Source organism: Nocardia sp. NPDC055321 (assembly GCF_053645575.1).
Genome location: NZ_JBSHMS010000003.1, coordinates 96,709 through 113,324 on the forward strand (window position 1 = coordinate 96,709; position 16,616 = coordinate 113,324).

Annotated in this window: 13 protein-coding genes and 1 other RNA gene; 6 read left to right on the forward strand and 8 right to left on the reverse strand. The window is 70.0% G+C overall.

The features are described from left to right. Positions 1–288: 288 nt before the first annotated feature. Both ACWIGI_RS05300 and ACWIGI_RS05305 read right to left on the reverse strand, forming a co-directional pair. Positions 289–1,629 (reverse strand): glutamine synthetase family protein, encoded by a 1,341-nt coding sequence (locus ACWIGI_RS05300; RefSeq protein ID WP_454201110.1) that lies wholly within the window; start codon positions 1,627–1,629, stop codon positions 289–291. Positions 1,630–1,833: 204 nt separating this feature from the next. After that, entirely contained in the window at positions 1,834–3,342 is a 1,509-nt protein-coding gene (locus ACWIGI_RS05305; protein ID WP_454201440.1) for an alpha/beta hydrolase, read from the reverse strand. A gap of 268 nt (positions 3,343–3,610) precedes the next feature. On the opposite strand from ACWIGI_RS05305, the gene panB reads away from it, so the two are divergent. The 4 genes from panB to ACWIGI_RS05325 all read left to right on the forward strand — a co-directional run bounded on the left by panB (position 3,611) and on the right by ACWIGI_RS05325 (position 8,704). Next, complete coding sequence (gene panB, locus ACWIGI_RS05310; protein WP_454201111.1) at positions 3,611–4,465, forward strand: 3-methyl-2-oxobutanoate hydroxymethyltransferase; 855 nt, start codon at positions 3,611–3,613, stop codon at positions 4,463–4,465. Positions 4,466–4,739: 274 nt separating this feature from the next. Beyond that, complete coding sequence (locus ACWIGI_RS05315; protein WP_454201112.1) at positions 4,740–5,243, forward strand: hypothetical protein; 504 nt, start codon at positions 4,740–4,742, stop codon at positions 5,241–5,243. Continuing rightward, the gene (pip, locus tag ACWIGI_RS05320) at positions 5,243–6,199 is read left to right on the forward strand and encodes a prolyl aminopeptidase (protein WP_454201113.1); all 957 of its coding nucleotides are present in this window, start codon (positions 5,243–5,245) and stop codon (positions 6,197–6,199) included. The genes ACWIGI_RS05315 and pip overlap by 1 nt, the downstream gene beginning before the upstream one ends. Then, positions 6,200–8,704 carry a CHAD domain-containing protein gene (locus ACWIGI_RS05325; RefSeq protein ID WP_454201114.1) on the forward strand — a complete coding sequence of 835 codons (2,505 nt, stop codon included), beginning with the start codon at positions 6,200–6,202 and terminating at the stop codon, positions 8,702–8,704. A 110-nt stretch (positions 8,705–8,814) separates the two neighbouring features. Here ACWIGI_RS05325 and ACWIGI_RS05330 read toward each other — a convergent pair whose 3' ends face one another. The 3 genes from ACWIGI_RS05330 to rnpB all read right to left on the reverse strand — a co-directional run bounded on the left by ACWIGI_RS05330 (position 8,815) and on the right by rnpB (position 11,651). Then, entirely contained in the window at positions 8,815–10,413 is a 1,599-nt protein-coding gene (locus ACWIGI_RS05330; RefSeq protein WP_454201115.1) for an RNB domain-containing ribonuclease, read from the reverse strand. A 15-nt stretch (positions 10,414–10,428) separates the two neighbouring features. After that, positions 10,429–10,638 carry a hypothetical protein gene (locus ACWIGI_RS05335; protein WP_454201116.1) on the reverse strand — a complete coding sequence of 70 codons (210 nt, stop codon included), beginning with the start codon at positions 10,636–10,638 and terminating at the stop codon, positions 10,429–10,431. A gap of 602 nt (positions 10,639–11,240) precedes the next feature. Beyond that, positions 11,241–11,651: RNase P RNA component class A (gene rnpB, locus ACWIGI_RS05340), an RNA gene on the reverse strand. A gap of 30 nt (positions 11,652–11,681) precedes the next feature. Between rnpB and ACWIGI_RS05345 the strand changes: the two genes are divergently transcribed. After that, positions 11,682–12,569 carry an alpha/beta hydrolase gene (locus ACWIGI_RS05345; RefSeq protein ID WP_454201117.1) on the forward strand — a complete coding sequence of 296 codons (888 nt, stop codon included), beginning with the start codon at positions 11,682–11,684 and terminating at the stop codon, positions 12,567–12,569. A 94-nt stretch (positions 12,570–12,663) separates the two neighbouring features. Here ACWIGI_RS05345 and ACWIGI_RS05350 read toward each other — a convergent pair whose 3' ends face one another. Both ACWIGI_RS05350 and ACWIGI_RS05355 read right to left on the reverse strand, forming a co-directional pair. Then, a complete protein-coding gene (locus ACWIGI_RS05350) occupies positions 12,664–13,926 on the reverse strand; it encodes a bifunctional RNase H/acid phosphatase (RefSeq protein WP_454201118.1) in 1,263 nt (420 codons plus the stop codon). Further along, entirely contained in the window at positions 13,884–14,621 is a 738-nt protein-coding gene (locus ACWIGI_RS05355) for a zinc ribbon domain-containing protein (RefSeq protein WP_454201119.1), read from the reverse strand. Before ACWIGI_RS05355 ends, ACWIGI_RS05350 begins: the two co-directional genes overlap by 43 nt. A 170-nt stretch (positions 14,622–14,791) precedes the next feature. Between ACWIGI_RS05355 and ACWIGI_RS05360 the strand changes: the two genes are divergently transcribed. Continuing rightward, positions 14,792–15,235 (forward strand): OsmC family protein, encoded by a 444-nt coding sequence (locus tag ACWIGI_RS05360; RefSeq protein ID WP_454201120.1) that lies wholly within the window; start codon positions 14,792–14,794, stop codon positions 15,233–15,235. A 244-nt stretch (positions 15,236–15,479) separates the two neighbouring features. On the opposite strand, the gene ACWIGI_RS05365 is transcribed toward ACWIGI_RS05360, so the two are convergent. Then, positions 15,480–16,583, reverse strand: a complete 1,104-nt coding sequence (locus ACWIGI_RS05365; RefSeq protein WP_454201441.1) for a Nif3-like dinuclear metal center hexameric protein — start codon at positions 16,581–16,583, stop codon at positions 15,480–15,482. Positions 16,584–16,616: the final 33 nt, after the last annotated feature.

The window sequence follows — 16,616 nt, forward strand, 5'->3', positions numbered from 1 at the left end:
CGGCGGAACCCTCCGATATCGGACAACAACGGCGATTCGCCCGCGTGTCTCGCATCGAAGGTTGCGGAACGATGCCTCGCGGGGCGCGACACGACCGCACCGGACGCGCATCCGGCAGGCGCGACACCGCTCATCCGTCCGCCGCACCGGCCCGAGACCGGGCTGCCGAGCGGTCGCTCACCGCACAAGCACTCCCGGGCCCCGGCGTACCCGACCCTGCCGCCACAGGCCCCCGAACAAACTCGGCCCGTGCCGGAAGGCACGGGCCGAGCAGGGTTCACCGAACCTTTACAGGCCGAGGTATTCCTTCAGCTCGTAGGGCGTCACCTGGTTGCGGTAGCCGGCCCACTCGCGGCGCTTGTTGCGCAGGAAGAAGTCGAACACGTGCTCGCCGAGGGTCTCCGCGACCAGCTCGGACTTCTCCATGTTCTTGAGCGCCTCGTCCAGGCTCGCGGGCAGCTCGCGGAAGCCCATCGCGCGCCGCTCGGCGGAGGTCAGCGACCACACGTCGTCCTCGGCCTCGGGCGGCAGGGTGTAGCCCTTCTCGATGCCGCGCAGACCGGCCGCGAGGATCACCGCGAAGGCCAGGTACGGGTTGCAGGCCGAATCGGGGCTGCGCACCTCGACGCGCCGCGACGACGCCTTGTTCGGGGTGTACATGGGCACGCGCACCAGCGCGGACCGGTTCGAGCGGCCCCACGAAGCGGCCGTCGGGGCCTCGCCACCGTGGATCAGGCGCTTGTAGGAGTTCACCCACTGGTTGGTGACAGCGCTGATCTCGTGCGCGTGCTCGAGAATGCCCGCGATGAACGCGCGCGCGGTGCCCGAGAGGTTGTTCGGGTCGTCGGGATCATGGAAGGCGTTCTGCTCGCCCTCGAACAGGCTCATGTGGGTGTGCATGGCCGAACCCGGGTGCTCGGCGAAAGGCTTGGGCATGAAGGTGGCTCGCACGCCCTCGTCGATCGCCACCTCCTTGATCAGGTAGCGGAAGGTCATGACGTTGTCGGCCATGGACAGCGCGTCCGCGTACCGCAGGTCGATCTCCTGCTGGCCGGGCGCGCCCTCGTGATGGCTGAACTCGACCGAGATGCCCATCGACTCCAGCGCGTCGATGGCGTGCCGGCGGAAGTTCGGCGCCTCGTCGTGCACGGCCTGGTCGAAGAACCCGCCCTGGTCGACCGGGGTCGGGACCGTGCCGTCGTGCGGGCCGGGCTTGAGCAGGAAGAACTCGATCTCCGGGTGCACGTAGCAGCTGAAGCCGAGGTCCGCGGCCTTGTTCAGCTGGCGGCGCAGCACGTGCCGGGGATCGGCCCAGGACGGCGAACCGTCCGGCATGGCGATGTCGCAGAACATGCGCGCCGAATGCTGATGCCCCTTGGACGTGGACCACGGCAGGATCTGGAACGTCGACGGATCGGGCCGGGCGACCATGTCCGCCTCGGAGACGCGAGCGAAGCCCTCGATGGCCGAACCGTCGAAACCGATGCCCTCCTCGAAAGCGCCCTCGAGCTCGGCGGGCGCGATCGCCACCGACTTGAGATAGCCCAGCACATCGGTGAACCAGAGGCGCACGAAGCGGATATCCCGTTCTTCGAGCGTGCGGAGGACGAATTCCTTCTGACGGTCCATGCCCGCGAGCGTAAGCACCCGGCGTTAAATCCATGTTACGTGCGGGGCCTCAACTTCGGGATAGCGCTGAGAGATCCGCGCAAAGGGTGTTTCGACCCGGGCAATTCGCCCCTGAGCACGGGAAAACACGGGAGACGACCCGGCCTGGGCGCTCACGCGCCCGAGCCGATGATCGAACTCACGCCGAGCCGAACCCCCGAACCCTCAGCAGGTGAGCGGCTGGGCCGGTTCCTTCAGGTCCACCAGGTACGCCACGACGGGATCGTCCACGCACTCGACCCCGGACAGCGACACCGTGTGCCGGGTGCCGTTGAAGGTGATCAGGGCCGCGTTCAACTGCTCGGCCAGGTCCACGCCGGCCTGGTACGGGGTGGCCGGATCCTCGGTGGTGGAGATCACGACGGTCTTGGGCAGGCCGGGAATCGAGATGCGGTGCGGGGTGCTGGTATTGGGCACCGGCCAGCTCGCGCACAGCTCCAGCGGGGCCGCGTCGCCGCCGTGGCCGTCGTCGAGGAACGGCGCGACGCGGCGGTACTCCGAGTCCTGCTTGGCCGCGATCGAGCGATCGGTGATGGCCGGATCATCGACGCAGCGAATCGAATTGAAGGCGTCGGCGCTGTTGTCGTAGGTGCCGTCGTCGCGGCGGCCGTCGTACATGTCGGCCAGCGCCAGCAGCGTGTCGCCGCTCCCCTGCGCCAGTTCGCGCAGGCCCTTGGTGAGCGCGGGCCAGAAGCGGTTGGAGTAGAGCGTCTGCTGCACGCCGGTGATGGCGTCGCCGTAGTGCAGCCCGCGCGGATCCTCGGTCGGAACGGCCTTGTCCCACAGCGGGTTCACCAGCGCGCGGAACCGGGCGACGGCCTGGGCCGGATCCTGGCCGAGCGGGCAATCGGACTTGGCCGCGCAGTCCGCGGCGTAGGCGTCGAACGCCTTCTGGAAGCTGGCGGCCTGCAGCACCGATTCCTCGACCGGGTCCTGCTGCGGATCCAGCGCGCCGTCCAGGACCAGCGCGCGGACCTTGTCCGGGAACTTCTCCGCGTAGGTGTAGCCCAGGCGGGTGCCGTAGGAGTAGCCGACGTAGCTGAGCTTCTCGTCGCCCAGCGCGGCGCGGATGACGTCCATGTCCTGCACCACTTCCCGGGTGCCGACGTGGGCCAGGAAGTCCTTGCCGGTGCGCTCGACGCACTTGGCGGCGTAGTCCTTGTTCTCGACCTCGGCGGCGGTGATGCCCGCGGGCGAGTTGTCCAGCGGGGGTTCGGCGCGCTCGGCGTCGTTCTCGGCGGCGGTCAGGCACGCGATGGCGGGCAGCGACGCGCCGATGCCGCGCGGATCGAAGCCGATGCGGTCGAAGCGCTCGGCGAGCTGGGTGCGGTCGGCGATGTTCACCATCGACAGGCCCGGCACGCCCGGACCGCCGGGGTTGAACAGCAGGGAGCCGATCTTGTCGCCGGTCGCCCGCAGCCGCGAGAGCGCGATCTCGGCGGTGTCGCCGTCGGGGTTCTCGTAGTCGACGGGCACCCGCACCCGCGTGCACTCGGCCTCCGACGGCAGCTCCTCCCCGAACTTCGCGCAGCTCGTCCAGTCCAGGGTTTGGCTGTAGAACTTCCCCAATCCCGCCGGGGCCTCGGCCACCGGATTGCCGTCCACCACCGATCCGCACCCCGCCGCGGTCATCACCAACGCCGCCGTCACCAGCACCACGCGGCCGCTTCGCATCAACGCCATAGTGCGATCGTGCCCTATCGCCGGTCGCCGCCCGGCTCCGGCGGGGCTCGCGCCCCGGCGTTTTCGCGCGGTCGGGCGCTGCTGTCGAGTCATGGCGAAGATTCGCCGGCCCGCCCGTGCGAGCCGGGTGTCCTGTTCGCCCGAGTTCGGTGTGAGCAATCGCATTGCCGTCGTCACCGGCGGGAATGGCAGACTGAGGGTCGTCAGAACAACCCGGGGACCCCGTGTGGGCCTCGAGGACACGACGAAAGGGACGATGATGTCCGTATCCGATGCGGAAACCCCTGCTTACGGTGCCGCACCTGCCGCACAGCCCGCCAAGCGCAAGACGCGGGTGCAGCATCTGCAGCAGATGAAGGCCGACGGCGAGCGCTGGTCGATGCTCACCGCCTACGACTACTCCTCGGCTCGACTGTTCGAAGAGGCCGGTATCCCGGTCCTGCTGGTGGGCGATTCGGCCGCCAACGTGGTGTACGGCTACGACACCACGGTCTCCATCTCCGTCGACGAACTCATTCCGCTGGTGCGCGGCGTAGTGCGCGGCGCGCCGAACGCCCTGGTGGTGGCGGATCTGCCGTTCGGCAGCTACGAGTCATCGCCGGAGCAGGCGCTGGCCACGGCCGTGCGCTTCATGAAGGAGGGCGGCGCGCAGGCCGTCAAGCTCGAGGGCGGCGAGCGTATGGCCGCCAGCATCGCCAAGATCACCGCGGCCGGCATCCCGGTCATGGCGCATATCGGGTTCACGCCGCAGAGCGTCAACACCCTGGGCGGGTTCCGGGTGCAGGGTCGCGGCGACGGGGCCGAGCAGCTCGTCGCCGACGCCATCGCGGTGCAGGAGGCCGGCGCGTTCTCCGTCGTCATGGAGATGGTGCCCGCCGAGATCGCCGGGCAGGTCACCCGCAAGCTCACCATTCCCACCGTCGGCATCGGCGCGGGCGTGGACTGCGACGCGCAAGTGCTGGTGTGGCAGGACATGGCCGGGTACACCAGCGGCAAGACCGCCAAGTTCGTGAAGCGCTTCGCCGATATCGGCGATGAATTGCGGAGCGCGGCAGCGACTTACGCGGACGAGGTGCGGCGCGGGGTGTTCCCCGGCCCCGAGCACAGCTTCTGAGCCGCCTCTCCGGGAATTCAAGCCTGACCTAGGTGCGGCCTGCGTTGCGTCGGCCGCCTGCGGTTGGGTGCGGAGCTAGTTGGCCCGTACCCCTGGAGTTACCCCGATCGGTGCGAAATCAGGTGTCGACCTATCGATCGGGGTGGTTGTTTTGGATGTCGAGCGCTCGGTACCTCTGCCGGGCGCTCGACTTCTATAGCCTGCGGCTATCACACGGCTACAGCCTTCGGTCTTCATAGTCTTTCGCCAGATTTTGGTGGCAGAGTGGGAGGCGATGAGCTGGAACGACCAAAGGGAATTCATGTCGCATCGCCGTTGGATCAGCGCTCGCCGGGCTCGGCGGGCTTCGTTGTTCGCCGGGCTCGGGGCTGTCATCGCGGTGACCGCCGCCTGCGGTGGCGGCACCACGCCCACCGGGTCCTCGTCGCCGCAGAGCAGCACGACCGCGCCGTCGAGCACCTCGGCCGCGCCGCAGACCTCGACCGGCAGCGGACAGGGCAGCGGGCAGGTCACCGTCTCGGACGAGGCCGCCAAGCAGCTGTGCGATCTGCTGCGGCCGCAGCTGTCGGACTGGCGGGTGCAGGGGCCGACGCTGGGCGGGATCGCCTACAACGCGACCGTGCACGATTGGGCGCTGCGCAACGGCGGGATCAACGTGCAGGTGCTCGGGGACAAGGACGTGGTCGACCGCATCACCAAGGCGAACTGCTCCGACGTGCGCGATCAGGCCATCCAGGCGCTGGAGATCCCGAACCTGGCCACCGGGCTGGCGTTCTGATGCGCACCCTGTACCCGGCGATCGAACCGTACGAGCGGGGCATGCTCGAGGTCGGGGACGGGCAGCGGCTGTACTGGGAGTGCAGCGGGAATCCGGACGGCAAACCGGTGGTGTTCCTGCACGGCGGGCCGGGCGGCGGGACCGCGCCGTTCCATCGGCAGTTCTTCGACCCGGCGGCGTATCGCATCGTGCTGTTCGATCAGCGCGGGTGCGGGCGGTCCGAACCGCACATCGCGGACGGTGCGAGCCTGGAGACCAACACCACCTGGCATCTGGTGCGCGACATCGAGGCGCTGCGAACGCATCTCGGGGTCGAGCGGTGGCAGGTGTTCGGCGGATCGTGGGGGTCGACGCTGGCGCTGGCGTACGCGCAGACGCACCCGGAGCGGGTGACCGAGTTGGTGTTGCGCGGGATTTTCCTGTTGCGCCGCAAGGAAATCGATTGGTACTACAATGGCGCTGCGGGGTACGTGTACCCCGATGAATGGGAGAAGTTCCTGGCGCCGGTGCCCGCCGCCGAGCGCGACGGTGATCTGGTGCGGGTTTACCATCGCCTGCTGAACTCCCCCGACAAGCAGCTCGCCACCGACGCGGCCGTCGCGTGGTCCACCTGGGAGGGTGCCACGAGTTCGCTACTGCCCCAACCGGATCGGGTGTCCGAGACCGCCGATCCGCGGTTCGCGCTGGCCTTCGCCGGCATCGAGAACCACTACTTCGTCAACGGTGGATTTCTCGACGAGGGGCAGCTTTTGCGCGATATCGACCGCATCGCACACATCCCCGGGGTTATCGTGCAGGGCCGCCACGACATCGTGTGCCCGGCGGTGAGCGCCTGGGATCTGCATCGGGCGTGGCCGAATTCGGAACTGCACCTGGTCGCCGACGCCGGTCACGCCGCCGCCGAGCCGGGCATCACCCATCACCTCGTAGAAGCCACGGACAAGTACAGGAACTAGATGAGCACCTCAGCCGGTCCCGCCCTGATCGACGCTTTCACCGCCGATGTGGACCGGCTGCGGTCCACCGAACCCGATGTCCGCCGGGACATTCCCGATTCGGTGCACCAGATGCGGGTGGCGACCCGCCGCCTCCGCAGCCTGCTCAAGTCCTATCGCGGCGTGCTGCGCCGCAAGCGCGTCGAGGAGCTCGGCGACGAGTTGCGCTGGCTGGCCGGGCTGCTGGGCGTGGCCCGGGACGCGGAGGTGCGGGCGGATCGGTTCGAGGAGCTGCTGGGGGCCAACGGGACGTTGCTCGGGGTGGATGCGGGGGCGGGGGGCGCCTCGGGTGAGAAGGGTAAGAAGCCGGACTCGAAGAAGGCCGACAAGCCCGCCTCGAAGAAGAAGGGCGGCAAGAAGACGGCCGCTGTGCGCACCACCGGCACGAAACCCGCTGCCGACGCGAAACCCGCTGCCAGCGCAGCATCTGCAGCCGGCTCGAAACCTGCTGCCGAGCCTTCCGATGGTGCGAAGACCACGTCGGCTAGCGCGGATCAGCAGCCGGCGCATACTCAGCCGACCGCTGCGGAGAAGGCCGACGGTGCGCCGGAAGCCGGGCCGGGGCGCGAAGCGATCGTGAAGCCTGTTGCGCCCGAGCCCGTCCCGGCGCTCGCCGTCGAGCAGGCGGATCCCGAGAAGCCGCGTGAAAACCCTGCCGCCAAGAAGGTCGCGGCCCGCAAGACGGCGCTGAAGGCCGTCAAGGATGCTCCGGCGGGGAAGAAGACCCCCGCGAAGAAGACGCCCGCCGCGAAGCGTCCCCCGCTGAAGGTCGTCTCCACCGAGACCGAGTCGACTTCGCCGTCACCGCGATCCGCGGCGCTCAAAGCCGTTGCCGACGAGCCTGTTTCGAACGCCGCGCCCAAGGAGCCCACGATCCTGCGCGCCGTGACCGCCGATCCGGCTCCCGACAAGCCCGCGAAGAAGGCCCCGGCGAAGTTCACCGCCGCGAAGAAGGCTCCCGCCCGCAAGTCATCCGCCGCGAAGTCGACCGCCGCCCGCGTCACCGCGAAAAAGGCCGCCCCCGAGCCGGTTCCCGCCGAGCCCACGACCCCGAAGCCGGCCGAGGCCGCCGAACGCCCCGCGCGCAAGACCGCGAAGAAGGCTCCGGCCCCGACACCGGATCCCGCCCCCGCGAAGAAGACCCCGCCGAGGAAGCCCACGATCCTGCGCGCCGTCCCCGAGAACCCCGCCACCGGCCTCTTCATCGACGAGCCCCCGGCGAAGAAGACCACCCCGCGCAAGTCCCCCACCGCGAAAGCGACCGCCGCCCGCGTCACCGCGGACAAAGCCGCCGCCCAGGAAAAGACCCCGACCGACCGCCCCGCGACCACCTCAGGCCCCGCGAAGGCCGCCAAGAAGGCCGCGAGCAAAACGGCGGCGAGCAAGACGACCGAGAAGAAGGCAAGCGCCTCGAAGACCGAGCAGCCCACCGCGAAACCAGCGCCCGCGAAGAAGACCACCGCGAGCAAAGCCTCTGAATCGAAGGCCCCCACCGCGAAGTCGGATAAAGCCCCGCCCCCGGCCGAAACTCCGCAGCCCGCAACCGACATCCCGTCGATCGCGACAGCCGAAAGCAAGACCTCCAAGCTCGGATCCAACGGCGCAGCCGAGAAGCCGGACACCGACATCAAGGCCGCCGGGGCCGACATCACGTCCAAGGGTTCGAAGTCCGAGGCTTCGGGCAAGAGCGAGAACGGCGGAACCGCGAAAGCCATCGGTAGCAAGGTTTCGAAGCCCAGTGGCGAGGTTCGGAAGCCGACCGCCGAGGGCGGGAAGGCCCGCGGCGCTCGCAAGGCCGCTGAGCCCGGTCACGACCGCGAAGCAGCGAAGCGCGCGGACAACGGCTCGACCGAGGGTGTCGGCGAGAAGGCAGGCGTTCGTCGAAAGGGCGGGGCTCGGGGGGATTTCGGGGCGCGGCTCGTGGCCGAGGAGCGGGCCCGGTACGCGGCGGCGCTGCAGGAGGCGGTCGCGGCGTTCGACGGGCGGCGGTATCGGCGGCTGCTGGAACAGCTCGGGGTGTTGACCAGTAAGAAGGCGATCAAGGGGAAGGTGGGGCGGAAGCGGGCCGACAAGGTCTTCGCCGAGGTGCTGCGGGGGGACTTCCGGCGGCTGCGGCGGCTGGTGCGGGCCGAGGCGAAGACCGGGGCCCGGTTGCCGGAGGCGGAGCGCATCGAGCTGCTGCACGATATCCGCAAGGCCGCCAAGCGTTTGCGCTACTCCGCCGACGCCGCCACCGACGTGCTGGGCGCCCCGGCCGCCGACCTCGCCAAGCACGCCAAGCAGTTGCAGACCGTCCTCGGCGACCACCGCGACGCGATCGAGGCCCTCCAGACCCTGCGCACCCACGCCGAGGCCGCCGACTCCGCCGCCTACAAACGCCTCTGCGCCGCAGAACAATCGGCGGCCGCCGAGGCCCTGAAGAGCTACCCCGCCACCACGAAGTTCCTCCGCAAACGCCCCCTTTGATCACCGAACCGCGTTCCGTGGCACGGGGATGCCGTGCCAGGGAACTGCGAGATCGCGCGCCGTGAAGCCCTCCGGGGGTGGACGCAGCCACTGTGGGAACCCCACGTCGGTCACGGTGGCGGGGGTGCGGCCGGGTAGGTGAAGGTCACCGTCCGGGTTTGGGGGTCGGCCTCGACCAGGCGGACGGGGACCGTCTCGCCTTCGGGCGGGGAGCCCAGGCACTTGGCCAGGACGGGCGGGGTGGCCACGAAGATCTCGGCGGGGCGGGTGGGGGTCGACTCGCGCAGGACGACGGCGTCGAAGTCGGTGTTCAGGCGGGGAGCCAGGAGGGTGGACTCGGTCAGGTCCACGCAGGCCCGTTCCAGTTTGTTCGCGACGGCGTCGGAGCGGCGCATCGACTCGGCGGCGGCGGTCAGGCCGTCCCGGACCCACTGGGGCACGGGGGTTCCGGCGCAGCGGGACAGGCAGATCTCGGTCGCGTAGCGATCCGAAAGGCGGCGCAGGGGGGCGGTGACGTGCGCGTAGGGCGCGCCTATCGCGCTGTGCCGCACCGATTCCGGGGTCTGGCCGTTGAGCACCGTGTAGGACGCGCCGCGCAGCAGCGTCGTCGCCTCGGACATCAGGACCAGCGCGGCGGGGGTGTTGGGGTCCAGGCGGGCCAGCATGCGGCCCACCGGCTCGCCGGCGGGCCAGTCCACGCCGACGGCGGCGGCCGTGCGGCGCATGGATTCCACCGTGGCGGGCGCGGGCGGCGGCATGGTGCGCAGCAGGCCCAGATGGTCGGAGTCCCCGGCCGCCAGCATGATTCGCGCGGCCGAGATGCCGGTCAGCAGCGAGACCTGCTCGTTCCAGTCGTCGGCGTCGGTGCGCGGCTCGATCACCAGCTGCCAGTGGTCCACGGTCGCGGCGTCGGCCACGCCGTCGGCGTCCGCCGAACCGACGCCGTCGGTGACGGCACTCACGACGCCACCATCGTTCGCGGCGACCGTGCCACTCCCCCCGGCGCCGAGCACGCCATCGGCGTCCGCACCGGCCGCCGTCCGGCCGTTCCCCTCGACATCGACGCGAACGATGCTCTGCGACGGCAGCCGCAGCGAGATCGCGCCGCGAGCCAGCCCGGATTCGATACGCAGCCTGCCGAATTCGGGCAGCGCCGCGATCGAGGGATGCAGGCGGCCCGCGTCGGCGTCGGCCTGCACCCCGGCGTAGTCCAGCCGGGCGCGCGAGCGCACCAGCGCGCGGGCGACCGTGGCGCGGACCGGTTCGGCGCGCTCGTCGAGTTCGATGGTCCACAGCGCGGCGGCCCGCACCTGATCGGGCAGCAGGCTCGCGCTGCCCTCGGACAGCACGCGCGGATGCAGCGGCACCGTGCCGTCGGGAAGATAGAAAGTCTGTCCTCGCGCGAGAGACTCGAGCGCGAGCAGCCCGCCGGGCGCGATGAACGCGGCCACATCGGCGATGGCGTAGTGGAGCAGGAATCCCGTCGCCGTGCGCTCGAGACACAGGGCCTGATCGAGATCCATGGCGCCGGGGGGATCGATGGTGACGAGGGGTATGTCGGTGCGATCGAGGCGGTGTCCGGCGAACGCGTCCACCGCCTCGCGCGCCTCCGAAACAGCCTCGGACGGGTAGTCCGAGGCCAATCCGAATTCGGTTCGGACGGCGCCGAAGTCAACCGGCGCCGACACGATCCTTTGATGCAGTTCCACCGGGGAGTGCGGACCCTACTGCAGGGCCAGCATGGTGCCGTTCAACTGATCGAACGGCCCGTAGACGGTGAACACGACCCGGCCGCCCGGGTAGGTCGACGACAGCGCGGCCGCCGAATCGAGCGACTGGCCGAACGAGGCGGCCGAGGGATGCGGCAGGCCCGCGATGGCCTGCCCGATGTGGGAGTTCGCGACCCACGCGGTGTCCGACGGGCTGAGATCCACCTGCACTCCACCCGGGAGCGGCGTGATCGCCAGCGCCGACGCGGAACCGGCACCGAGCACAACCGAGACGGAAGCGGCAGCGGCGAGGAGCGCACCAGCTGCCAGTTTGCGAGCAATTCGCATATAGACGAGACCTGCTTTCCGGCGTTCGTTGTTGTCAGGAGTCTGGGGAACCGTCACACCACCGCGACGGAACTTTCCAACGCGCAACACTTTATGACGTCGATCACGTTCAATGCCAGTCCGGCGGCGATCATCTCTACGACACGCCGTGCCGCGCCGACGCATGCCATGTCATGCGTCGCCATTCTTACCGAACGCGGCGGATTGTGCACGGAACGGCGCGAGCGGTGTACCTCACGCCGCTCGGGTCGGCGTGCGCCCGAAATTCTTTCGGTACGCGACGGGCCGCGGATTAGCGCCCGGAATTCCCCCGAGCGCGCGCGGCATCAGAGCAATCGGGTATCAATCGCCGTTTCGGACCGGTGCACGGTGTTCGCGCGTGTAACGCGACCGCCCCACCGGGAACGACGGGAAAAGCCCGGCCGAATACGCCGCGGCGAAATTAGCCCGCGCCCGGAAATGAGCTTCCGGGCCGGGCGCGGACGAGCCGGTCTGTAAGCCGGATCCTGTCCCCGATTCACATCGGGTGGCGACCATCCATCTGGACACACCGTTGCCGGGTGCCTCGAGCAGTCAACCCGCAAGCTCGGGCGAGCAGCCCTCGAACACCTGCGCAGCCGCACTCTCGCGAGTGCGGCCTTCGACCTTGCTCCGGGCGGGGTTTACCTAGCCGCACCGGTCACCCGGCGCGCTGGTGCGCTCTTACCGCACCGTTTCACCCTTACCGGCGACCTGAGCCGCCGGCGGTTTGTTTTCTGTGGCACTGTCCCGCGGGTCACCCCGGGTTGCCGTTAACAACCGCCCTGCCCTGTGGAGTCCGGACTTTCCTCGACGACGGGCGGCGGCACACAGGTGCCCGTTCCCATCGCCGCGGCCGCCCAACCGACTCGTCCGCGGGCACCAAGGTACCGTAGACCGCCATGGAGCGTGTCGAGGTGGGGTTCCCTTCTGGTGGTGAGCAGTGTGCGGGATGGCTGTATCTGCCGGATGGGCCGCCGCGGCCGCGTGCACTCGTGGTGATGGGGCACGGGCTGGGGGCGGACCGGGAAATGGGATTGGATAGGTATGCGCGACGTTTCGCGGCGGCGGGAATGGCGGTGCTGGCGTTCGATTATCGACATTTCGGCGCCAGCGGAGGGGAACCGCGCCAGCTGATTCATATCGGCCGTCAGCGTGCGGACTGGCACGCCGCAATTGCCTACGCGCGCACGCTGCGGGGTATCGATGCCACCCGGATCGCGCTGTGGGGCAGTTCCTTCGGCGGCGGGCACGCATTGTCGGTCGCCCCGGACGACCATTACATCGCGGCCGTTGTCGCGCAGTGCCCGTTCACCAGCGGCTGGTCGTCGGCGATGGCGAAGGGACCGATCAGTCTCACGCGCACCGGCACTTTGGCGCTGACCGATTTGCTGATCGGCCCGATCATTCGCCGGCCCATCACCGCGCGGCTGGCCGGAAAGAAGCATTCGGCGGCACTCATGAGCGCCGCCGACGTGCCGGAGGGATTCGGCAGGCTGGCGGAGGAAAGCACGCAGTACAGACCGAAAGTTCCCGCGAGAGTGGGATTGTCGACCCTGTTCGACGCGCCCGCCCGGCGCACCAAGGACATCAAGGCGCCGGTGTTCTTCGCCGTGTGCGACAACGACAGCGTCGCCCCGGCGGGACCAACGCTCAAAGCGGCGGGACGCGCCAAACACGCTGTGGTCAAGCAATACCCGATCGGGCATTTCGAGATCTACTTCGACGAATGGTTCGAGAAGGCCGTGCACGATCAGATCGAGTTCCTGACGGCCGTGCTGCGGCCCTGATCCCCGGACGAACCGGCCGGCGGCGCGGGTGCGCGCCGCCGCCCGGATCCGGGACATCGTGTTCCCGAACCCGGTGCGGGGCAGGCGGATCCCGCTACAGGTACGAGGTGTCGTTCACCAGGCGGACCGAGGAGCCGCCGTCGGGGTAGAACTCGGCGATCGACAGCGACGCCAGATCGAGGTGCAGCCGGTACAGCAGCGACGGCCCGACGCCGAGCGCGAGCTGCAGCAGCGTCTTGATCGGCGTGACATGGCTGACCACAAGCACATTCGCGCCCGGGTACAGCGCGACGAGATCGCGGCGCACGCCCTCGATCCGTTCGCGCACCGCGTCGAAGCTCTCGCCGCCGGGCGGCGGGATCGACGGGTCGCCCAGCCAGCGCCCGTGCAGCTCCGGATCCTGGTCGCGGGCTTCGAGGAAGGTGAGCCCCTCCCACGCGCCGAAATCGGTTTCGATCAAACCGTCCAGCACCCGCACGGGCAGCCCGAGCGCAGCGCCGGCGGCCTCGGCGGTCTCGCGGGCGCGGCCCAGCGGGGAGCACACGATCGCGGCGATATCGCCCTTGCGCCCCAGCATCGTCGCGGCGTTGGCGGCCTGTTCGCGGCCCAGCGCGGTGAGCGGCGGATTGCCGCGGCCGGAGTAGCGGCGCTCGACCGAGAGTTCGGTCTGCCCGTGCCGGAGCAGCAGCAGCCGCGTCGGCCGCCCGACCGCGCCGGACCAACCGGGAGCCGGATCCTGTGCGGCGCGGGGGTTTCGAGCGGGCTCACGCGATTCGGCGGAACCGAGCGCGTCGTCGGCGGCCGACGCCGCGTCGGCGGACGCGGGAGCGGCGAGCTGCACCGATCGTGTCGCCGCACCGATGTTCGCGGCACCGGCGCCCAGTGCCTCACGGACCTCGTCGACGATGTGCGCGTCGTCCATGGCCTCGTTGGCCAGCCGGTCGGCGTGCGAGTTCTCCTTGCGCGGAATCCAGGTGAAGCTCACCCGGTCGAATCCGGCGACCAGGCGCCGGGCCCGGTCCGCGAGCGGGATCATGGCCGCGTGCTTGACCTGCCAGCGCCCGGACATCTGCTCGACCACCAGTTTGGAGTCCATCCGCACCGACACCTCGCGCGCGCCCAGCTCGGCGGCGGCCTCCAAACCCGCTATGAGACCGCGGTATTCGGCCACGTTGTTGGTGGCGATCCCGAGGTACTCCCTGCGCTCGGCGAGCACGCCGCGGTTCGAGTCGAACACCACCGCGCCGTATCCGGCCGGACCGGGGTTGCCGCGCGACCCGCCGTCGGCCTCGACGATCACCTTGTCCACGCCGATCAGAGCCCGGAGTGCTTGGTGCGCACCATGATCGCGCTGCATTCGGGGCAGCGCACAACCACGTCGGGTGCGGTCTGGGCGATGCGGGAGATCTCGCCGCGGTCCAGCTCGATGCGGCAGGCGCCGCAGCGGCGGGCCTGCAGCAGTGCCGCGCCGACGCCGTTGGCCAGGCGCTGCTTGTCGTAGATCGCGAGCAGCTCGGCCGGGAAGACGCCGGTCAGGGCAGCGCGATCGGATTCGCAGCGCTGCTGTGCGACGTTCAGGTCGGCGAGGGCGTCGTCGCGCCGGCGCTCGGCGTCGACCAGATCGTCCTGCGCCTTGTCCAGGTTCGCGCCGGCGTGATCGTGCGCGGCGGAGGCGGCCTCGCGGCGCTCCATCACGTCGATCAGCTCGTCCTCGAGGACCTTGCGGCGGCGTTCGAGGCTGGTGAGTTCGTGCTGCAGCTCCGAGAGCTGCTTGGCGCCGACCGATCCCGAGGTCAGCAGGCCGCGGTCGCGGTCCTCGCGCTTGCTGACCGCGTCGATCTCGCCTTCCAGCTTGCGGTTGTCACGGTCGAGGTCGTCGATGAGGATCTCGACCTTGACCGCCTCGTCCTTGCGCGCGGTGCGCTCGGCCTCGAGCCCGCGCACCTCCTGCTCCTCGGGCAGCACCTTGCGGCGATGCTCGATCCGGGTCAGTTCGGCGTCGACGGCGGCGAGGTCGAGCAGCTTGGACTGGATCGAAGGTTCGGCATTCAACGCGGAAGGTCTCCTGGACGCTATGGACGGATCAAGACTCCCACCTTAGCCGCCGTCGGGGCTACTGCCGCCCATGGCTGGCGCGGCCTGGGCATTCCCCGCGCGGCTACCGGCGACCGGACTCGAAAACAGCGGTGGTTTCCGGCCGGACCGCGACTAGTGTTCGAGGCATGGGTCACGTTTACGAGGTCGAGGTGACATGGTCCGGGGAGACCACCGGTTACCGCTCCTACTCGCGCAATCACGAACTGCTCACGGCGGGACGGCCACCGATTCTCGCCACGTCGGATCCGAAGTTCCGGGGCGACACCGACCGCTGGAATCCGGAGCAGCTGCTGGTCGCCTCGCTCTCGGACTGCCACATGCTCTGGTTCCTGCACCTGTGCGCGGAGGCGGGTGTGGTGGTGACGAGCTATCACGACACCGCGGTCGGGGTGATGGACGACGTGCGTTTCCAGCAGGTCACCCTGCGGCCGAAGGTCACCGTGCGGGACGCGAGCATGGTGGACAAGGCCGTCGCGCTGCACTCGGTCGCCCACGAGAAGTGCTTCATCGCGAACTCGGTGAACTTCCCCGTGGCGCACGAGCCGACGATCGAAGTCGCTCAGCCGTAAAGGATTCGGCGTCGGTTCGATCGCCGACCTCCGGACGACTGTGTCTCGGCTCGCCCTCCCCGGTGGCGGTCGGCGCCCTGTCCGGGGACAGCGACAGCTGCGCACCACGAGCGCGGCAACCGATTTGGTCTCGGTCAGCCCGCCGTGGTGGCGGTCGGCGACCTGCCCGGGGACGGCGACAGCGCGGCACGAGCGCTGCAGCCGCGCCGGAAGCTGCCTGGCAGCGCGCTCGGCGCACGAGCCCTCAGCAGTCCGCCGCGCCCAAACTCCATGGGTCCGTGCGGATGTCGGAGACCTTGGTCTCCACGCCCGGCAGCGCCGCGCGCACGACGCCTTCCGCCTGTGCGCACCAGGGGAACTCGGTGGCCCAGTGGGCGGCGTCGATCAGGGCGAGACCGCCCGCGCGCAGGTGTTCGTCGGCGGGGTGGTGGCGCAGGTCGGAGGTGACGTAGGCGTCGACGCCCAGTTTCGCGACGGTGTTCAGGAACGAGTCGCCCGCGCCGCCGCAGACGGCGACCGTGCGGATCAGGCGGTCCGGATCGCCGGCCGCGCGCACGCCCCAGGTGGTGGCGGGCAGTCCGGCGCGCACGCGAGCGGTGAACTCGCGCAGGGTTTCCGGGGCCGCGAGCTCGCCGACGCGGCCGATACCCAGCGTGGAGGGGAGCTTCGCGCGTTCGGTGACGTCGTACGCGGGTTCCTCGTACGGGTGCGCGGCGAGCAGCGCGGCCAGGACCGCGGCCCGCTTGGCCGGCGGGGCCACGACCTCGACGCGATCCTCCTCGACGATCTCGAGCTCGCCGATGGCTCCCAGCGCGGGATTCGCGCCGTCCAGTGGACGGAATTGGCCGAGACCCGGGGCCCGCCACGCGCTGTCACCGTAGTTGCCGGTGGCGCCCGCGCCCGCGGCGAACAGCGCGGCGAGGACGGCCTCGGTGTGCGTACGCGGGACGGCTACCGACCACTTGTCCAGGGCGGCAACCGGTTTGGGTTCCAGGGGACCTGTCACCCGAACACCGACGGCCGCGGCCAGCGCGTCGGAGACGCCCGGGTCGGCGGAGTCGGCGTTGGTGTGCGCGGTGAACAGCGCGCAGCCCGCGCGAATCAGCCGGTGCACCAGCGCGCCCTTCGGGGTGCTGGCCGCGACCGTGTCGACCCCGCGCAGCAGCAGCGGGTGATGCACGACCAGCGCCTGCGCGCCCCAGGCGATGGCCTGATCCACCACCGCCGCGGTGGCGTCCACGGCGAACAGCACCCGCGACACCGCGTCGGCGGGATCCCCGCTCACCAGGCCGACCGAATCCCACGATTCGGCCAGGCGCGGCGGATACGCCGCGTCCAGCGCCGCCATGACATCGGCCAATCGCACCGTCACCACAACCGA

Coding starts and splice junctions, on each gene's coding strand:
- ACWIGI_RS05305 (WP_454201440.1), bottom strand. CDS start 3,342: ATGCGAAGCGGCCGCGTGGTGCTGGTGACGGCGGCGTTGGTGATGACC.
- ACWIGI_RS05315 (WP_454201112.1), top strand. CDS start 4,740: ATGAGCTGGAACGACCAAAGGGAATTCATGTCGCATCGCCGTTGGATC.
- ACWIGI_RS05325 (WP_454201114.1), top strand. CDS start 6,200: ATGAGCACCTCAGCCGGTCCCGCCCTGATCGACGCTTTCACCGCCGAT.
- ACWIGI_RS05365 (WP_454201441.1), bottom strand. CDS start 16,583: ATGGCGGCGCTGGACGCGGCGTATCCGCCGCGCCTGGCCGAATCGTGG.
- ACWIGI_RS05345 (WP_454201117.1), top strand. CDS start 11,682: ATGGAGCGTGTCGAGGTGGGGTTCCCTTCTGGTGGTGAGCAGTGTGCG.
- ACWIGI_RS05300 (WP_454201110.1), bottom strand. CDS start 1,629: ATGGACCGTCAGAAGGAATTCGTCCTCCGCACGCTCGAAGAACGGGAT.
- ACWIGI_RS05360 (WP_454201120.1), top strand. CDS start 14,792: ATGGGTCACGTTTACGAGGTCGAGGTGACATGGTCCGGGGAGACCACC.
- pip (WP_454201113.1), top strand. CDS start 5,243: ATGCGCACCCTGTACCCGGCGATCGAACCGTACGAGCGGGGCATGCTC.
- ACWIGI_RS05350 (WP_454201118.1), bottom strand. CDS start 13,926: ATGCAGCGCGATCATGGTGCGCACCAAGCACTCCGGGCTCTGATCGGC.
- panB (WP_454201111.1), top strand. CDS start 3,611: ATGTCCGTATCCGATGCGGAAACCCCTGCTTACGGTGCCGCACCTGCC.